Origin of the sequence: Aeromonas finlandensis (assembly GCF_000764645.1) — a bacterium.
Lineage (GTDB): Bacteria > Pseudomonadota > Gammaproteobacteria > Enterobacterales > Aeromonadaceae > Aeromonas > Aeromonas finlandensis.
In genome coordinates this window covers 1-6010 of sequence record NZ_JRGK01000121.1, presented here as the reverse complement: position 1 = coordinate 6010, position 6010 = coordinate 1, and the positions used below count along the sequence as shown (strand labels likewise).

Below are 6010 nucleotides of genomic sequence, written 5' to 3'. Positions count from 1 at the left end.
CTTCATCAGGTATTCAGCCCCGATGATCATCATCAGATAGGCTTTCGGGTTGCGGTTGATGGTCGAAACAAACACCCGGCCGCCCGGGCGCACCAGCGTGGCGATGGCGCGCAGCACGGAAGCGGGGTCCGGCACATGCTCCAGCATCTCCATGCAGGTGACCACATCATACTGGCCGGGTACTTCGGCGGCATGGGCTTCGGCAGTGATCTGGCGATATTCGAGCTCGACGCCTTGCTCCAGGGCGTGCAGGCGGGCGACGCCGAGGGGCTCTTTGCCCATGTCGATGCCAGTCACCTTGGCGCCACGGCGGGCCATGCTCTCGGAGAGGATGCCGCCACCACACCCGATATCGAGAATGCGCTTGCCAAACAGACCGCCACTTTTGTCGGTGATCCAGTCAAGGCGTACCGGATTGATTTGATGCAGGGGTTTGAATTCACCTTCCATGTCCCACCAGCGGGAGGCGATGGCTTCAAACTTGGCGATTTCTGTCAGATCGACATTGGCATCACTGTTCATTTTTCGAAGATCCTGTGGCAGGGCGCCCGGTTCTGAGTCATGGGCGCAATCTATTGTCCTGGCGGGCATTATAACGGACGGACTTTGTCACACCAGCCCGATCTGATACCCGATTTGTGGCTTAAGGTATTTGGCTCAGTGTGTTACCATGTCGCGCTGTTTAAGCCAAAGAACAACTAATTAGGGATAAGGCTTTCTATGAGCGATCTGGCCAGAGAGATCACGCCGGTCAACATCGAAGAAGAGCTCAAGAGTTCCTATCTTGATTACGCCATGAGCGTGATCGTAGGACGAGCTCTGCCGGATGTGCGTGATGGCTTGAAACCGGTTCACCGCCGCGTTCTGTTTGCTATGAACGAGTTGGGGAACGACTGGAACAAGCCCTATAAAAAATCGGCCCGTGTGGTCGGTGACGTAATCGGTAAATATCACCCGCACGGCGATAGCGCTGTGTATGACACCATTGTCCGGATGGCGCAGGATTTCTCCATGCGTTACATGCTGGTCGATGGTCAGGGCAACTTCGGTTCAGTCGACGGCGACAGCGCCGCGGCCATGCGTTATACCGAAGTGCGGATGGCCCGCATCTCCCATGAGCTGCTGGCTGATCTGGACAAAGAGACCGTGGACTGGGTGCCGAACTACGACGGCACCGAGATGATCCCGGCGGTCATGCCCACCAAGGTTCCCAACCTGCTGGTCAACGGCTCCTCCGGTATTGCGGTGGGCATGGCGACCAACATTCCGCCTCACAACCTCACCGAGATAGTCAACGGCTGTCTGGCGTTGATCGAGAATGGCTCGCTCACCATCGACGAGTTGATGACCTATATCACCGGTCCTGATTTCCCCACCGGCGGCATCATCAACGGTCGTTCTGGCATCGTGCAGGCTTACCGCACCGGTCGTGGCTCCGTCTATGTACGCGCCAAGGCCGAAGTGGAAGTGGACGAGAAGACCAGTCGCGAGACCATCATCGTTCACGAGATCCCCTATCAGGTGAACAAGGCTCGTCTGATCGAGAAGATCGCCGAGCTGGTCAAAGAGAAGAAGGTCGAGGGCATCAGTGCCCTGCGCGATGAGTCTGACAAAGACGGCATGCGCATCGTTATCGAGATCAAGCGCGGCGAGTCCGGCGAGATTGTGCTGAACAATCTCTACAAGCACACCCAGATGCAGACCACGTTCGGCATCAACATGGTGGCGCTCGATAACAACCAGCCCAAGGTGATGAACCTTAAAGAGATCTTGGATGCGTTCCTGCTGCACCGCCGTGAAGTGGTGACTCGCCGGACCGTGTTCGAACTGCGCAAGGCGCGGGATCGGGCGCACATTTTGGAAGGCCTGGCGGTTGCGCTGGCCAACATTGATCCCATCATCGAGCTGATCCGTCACAGCGCGACCCCGGCCGAAGCGAAAGCGGGCCTGGTTGCCAAGGGCTGGGAACTCGGCAACGTGGCCGCCATGCTGGAAAAAGCGGGCGACGACGCGGCACGGCCAGAGTGGCTGGAGCCGGAGTTCGGTATCCGTGAAGGTCAATACTTCCTGACCGAACAGCAAGCCCAGGCCATCCTTGACCTGCGTCTGCACAAGCTGACCGGCCTCGAGCACGAGAAGATCCTGGAAGAGTACCAATCTCTGCTGGATCTGATCGCCGAGCTGCTGCACATCCTGGCGAGCCCGGCTCGTCTGATGGAAGTGATCCGCGATGAACTGCTGGCCGTGCGCGAGCAGTATGGCGACGAACGTCGCACCGAGATCAGCATGTCCAGTGCCGAGATCAACATCGAAGATCTGATCACCCCGGAAGACGTGGTAGTTACCCTGTCTCACCAGGGCTATGTGAAGTATCAGCCGCTCTCCGACTACGAGGCCCAGCGCCGCGGTGGTCGTGGCAAGTCGGCCACCCGGATCAAGGAAGAGGACTTTGTGGAGCGTCTGCTGGTGGCCAACACCCACGACACCATTCTGTGCTTCTCCACCCGTGGCAAGGTCTACTGGCTCAAGGTTTATCAGCTGCCGGAAGCGTCCCGTGGCGCCCGTGGTCGTCCGATCATCAACCTGCTGCCGCTGGAAGAGGGTGAGCGTATCACCGCCATCCTGCCGGTGAAGGAGTATGATGCCGAGAAGTATGTCTTCTTCGCTACCGCCAACGGTACCGTGAAGAAGACCAGCCTCTCTGACTTCAGCCGTCCGCTCTCCTCCGGTATCCGTGCCATCAACCTCAAAGAGGGTGATGAGCTGATCGGGGTGGATATCACCGATGGCAGCAACGAGATCATGCTCTTCTCCGACGCGGGCAAAGTTGTTCGCTTTGCGGAAGGCAGCGGTCGCGCTGATGCGGATGTCAGCGATGACGTTGAAACCGACGACGATGCCGGCAACGACGATGATGGCAGCGACAACGGCGAAGGCACCGAAAGCAAGGGCACCTTCAAGGGCGTGCGTCCGATGGGTCGTACCGCGGCCGGTGTGCGCGGCATCAAGCTGGGCGCCGGTGACAAGGTGGTTTCCCTCATCGTTCCGCGTGGGGTCGGTGCCATCCTCACCGCCACCGAGAACGGTTACGGCAAACGTACCGCACTCGACGAGTACCCGACCAAGAGCCGTGGTACTCAGGGCGTTATCTCCATCAAGGTGGATGAGCGCAATGGCAAGGTGATCGATGCGATCCAGGTCGAAGATACCGACCAGATCATGCTGATCACCAACGGCGGCACCCTGGTGCGTACCCGTGTTGCCGAGGTGAGCGTCATTGGCCGTAACACCGGCGGTGTCCGTCTGATCCGTACCGGTGAAGACGAGACCGTGGTTGGCCTGCAGCGCATCGCCGAGAGCGATGAAGACGAGAACGAGAACGACGCTCTGGCCGTTGACGGTGAGGTATCTGAAGGTACCGATACCGCGACCGGCACTGATGCGGTCGATGCAGGGGAAGCGGGCGACGAGTAATCGTCTCCGGTTTACCCGAGCAACGTCTCTGATCAAAAAGAGCGACCCTGGTGGTCGCTCTTTTTATTTGTCTGCTTTTTATGACTTGCAGCTGATAGTACGGCTGGATTACTCCTGCAGCCACATTCTGGCGCTGCGGGCGGGAATGGCGACCCGTACCCACTGGCTCTGCACGTTGACCACGGCGCCTTGGTCGAGCACGTCCCGATAGTTGCGATACCAGTTCATCTCGAACCTGGCGGTATCGAGCCAGTACTCCTGCTCGTAGTCGCACTTGTTGATGCCGACCAGCCCCTGCTTGCCCCGTTTGAACAGCACGAAGCAGTCACCGCTGCCGACCAGCTGCATCGGCTGACCCTGCACCGTATTGTGGAAGCGGATCATTCCCTTGAGATCTGCGCGCTGGTAGTAATCCTGCCAGCGCAGTCCATCCTTGGCCTGGGTCTCGCCGTGATCCGAATAGACCAGCGGTGAGCCACCATCGCGGCCGAGCAGGTAGGCATAGGCCAGCTTCTCGTCAGTTTGGCTGAGGATCTGATAGCGGAAGCCGTCGTTGGTGGGGATGTCGTGGGTCACGGCAAAGGTGACGGCGCGGCTGCCCGGCAGCGCCTGACCATAAGCGCCCGGATCGGCCAGCAGGTTCATGCTGCCACCGTAACTGAATGCGCCGCGCAGGGAGGCAAACAGCGGAAAGTCATAGGCTCCCTGGCCGCTGCTGTCGAGGTAGGGTTTGAGGAAGCGCTCGTAATCGGTGCTGCCAGCGCCGCCAGTGGTGATCACCTCGCCAAAAACATGCATCCCCTGTTTGAGCTCGGGGGTGAACACTGCGTTTATCTGGTAATCGCTCATGTGCTTGACCGCATCGACCCGAAAACCCTTGATCCCCATCCCCTTGAGTGCCTTGAGATAGGCCTGCTGCTGGCTCACCACCCAGTTGTTGGGATCCAAGTCCGGTAGCCCCTTGTCACCGGCACCGCCACAGAGTCGCCAGTACTGGACGTGGCCCGGGTCGCTCCAGTCGCTGATGCACCCTTCGGGATGAAAATCGGCGGCAGCCAGCAGGTTTTGCCCCAGATCGCCAAACAGCTTCTGGCGCTCGAAATAGGCCGGGTTGGCGGCGTACTGACCAAGCAGTTCGCTGCCGGGGTAGTTGAGGTCCTGGCGCTTCCAGCTTTCGTTGGCCATGTGGTTGAGCACTACATCGGCGTAGACGGCGATACCCCGTGCCTTCATGGCGGCGATCAGCTGCTCGAGATCCTGCTTGTTGCCAAGGGGGGAGTCGACAAGGCGCAGATCCTGCGGCTGGTATCGGGCCCACCACTCGTTGCCCGAGGATTTCAGTGGCGGTGAGATGAGTACCTGCTTGTAACCGGCCGACTTGATAAAGTCGGCTTTGGCGGTCACTTCACTGTACTTCCAGTTGAAGGCGTGCAGTATGACGTCGGCGTGCGCCAAGGGAGCGATCAGCATGCCTGCGATCGCCCATATTCCCGCTGTGTGTTTCATTATTGTGTCCCTGTTTTTATACATGCCTGAATGGGCAAGCCAGCTTTGGCGGGAACAGGGTGGGCTGCAATCCACAACCTGCGGATTTGTGACCGCTTTCAGGATGATTTCGCCGAATGTGTGAGCTGTTGCTGCTTTTCCCCGCAACGGCCAGTTGCCTTTTTACCAGTGATTTTGTTGTCATTTCCCTGTCATCCCCAGCCGTTATCCTGCCGGACGAGTGGTGCGCTGTTGCCATCACCTTCACCGTCAGGAGCTGCATATGACCAGTTGGATCACATGGGAAATTTGGTGTAGCCGGGTATGGGGCGAGTCAGAGGTGTCGCAGTATGGGGAGAATGAGCACGAAGTGGCCCATGAACCATCTCGGCTGCCGGTTGAAATGGTGCAACAGGGCCGGGACCCGCGAGCAGGCTAAGGTACTGTCTCCGGTTTCCCGGATAGCGCGATCTTGTCGCGACATGACTACTCCGTTGGAAAATTCGGAAAAGCGGGGTTCCCACAGGATGTGTCGCGGCAGGTCTTCCTCTCGACCTCTTTGCAGGCAAGGGCTGTGCACCTGATGTATGAAGCGCGTGAGCAGGGGGATTAGAAGAGCGACAGCTGCTCCCCGGGGCGGATAAATGCATCCAGCCTGAGCTGAATATGGCGTTTGCCCAGATCAAGGCGCTTGCTGATCAGGCGAAAGCGCTGGGCCAGCAGATCGGCAAAATGTCCCTCACCGCGCATGCGGGTGCCGAAGACGGTACTGTTGAGCCCGCCACCGCGGCTGGCTCGCAACTGATTCAAAATAGCCTCCTTCTGGCCTGGATAGTGGGTATCGAGCCAGTCACCAAAAAGCGGCGCCAACTCGTGGGGTAACCGCAGCAGGATGTAATCGGCGCAGCTGGCGCCCGCCTCTGCGGCCGATTTGATGATCTGCTCCAGCTCCGGCTCATTGAGCCGCGGGATCATGGGGGCGGCCAGTACCCCCACCTGCACGCCAGCGCTGGCCAGCTTCTCGATCACTTTCAAGCGGCCTGCGCCCGTG

Annotated in this window: 4 protein-coding genes; 1 reads left to right on the top strand and 3 read right to left on the bottom strand. The window is 59.1% G+C overall.

Annotation, left to right across the window (positions count from 1 at the left end; translation table 11 throughout):
• The coding region (gene ubiG / locus LD28_RS0110950; RefSeq protein ID WP_033137004.1) for a bifunctional 2-polyprenyl-6-hydroxyphenol methylase/3-demethylubiquinol 3-O-methyltransferase UbiG at positions 1-522 on the bottom strand (522 nt) is incomplete at its 3' end.
• A gap of 198 nt (positions 523-720) precedes the next feature.
• Between ubiG and gyrA the strand changes: the two genes are divergently transcribed.
• Positions 721-3474, top strand: coding sequence for a DNA topoisomerase (ATP-hydrolyzing) subunit A (gene gyrA, locus LD28_RS0110945; protein ID WP_033137003.1), 2754 nt, complete (start codon positions 721-723; stop codon positions 3472-3474).
• A 108-nt stretch (positions 3475-3582) separates the two neighbouring features.
• On the opposite strand, the gene LD28_RS0110940 is transcribed toward gyrA, so the two are convergent.
• Together LD28_RS0110940 and LD28_RS0110935 are read right to left on the bottom strand one after the other, a co-directional pair.
• Positions 3583-4944, bottom strand: a complete 1362-nt coding sequence (locus tag LD28_RS0110940; protein WP_156120189.1) for an alpha-amylase family protein — start codon at positions 4942-4944, stop codon at positions 3583-3585.
• Between the two features lie 624 nt (positions 4945-5568).
• Positions 5569-6010: hypothetical protein (locus tag LD28_RS0110935; RefSeq protein WP_033137001.1), on the bottom strand; the 442-nt coding region annotated here is incomplete at its 5' end.

What these genes read in the sequence shown, in the direction of transcription:
- LD28_RS0110940 (WP_156120189.1), bottom strand. Translation starts at nt 4,944, where the DNA reads ATGCTGATCGCTCCCTTGGCGCACGCCGACGTCATACTGCACGCCTTC.
- gyrA (WP_033137003.1), top strand. Translation starts at nt 721, where the DNA reads ATGAGCGATCTGGCCAGAGAGATCACGCCGGTCAACATCGAAGAAGAG.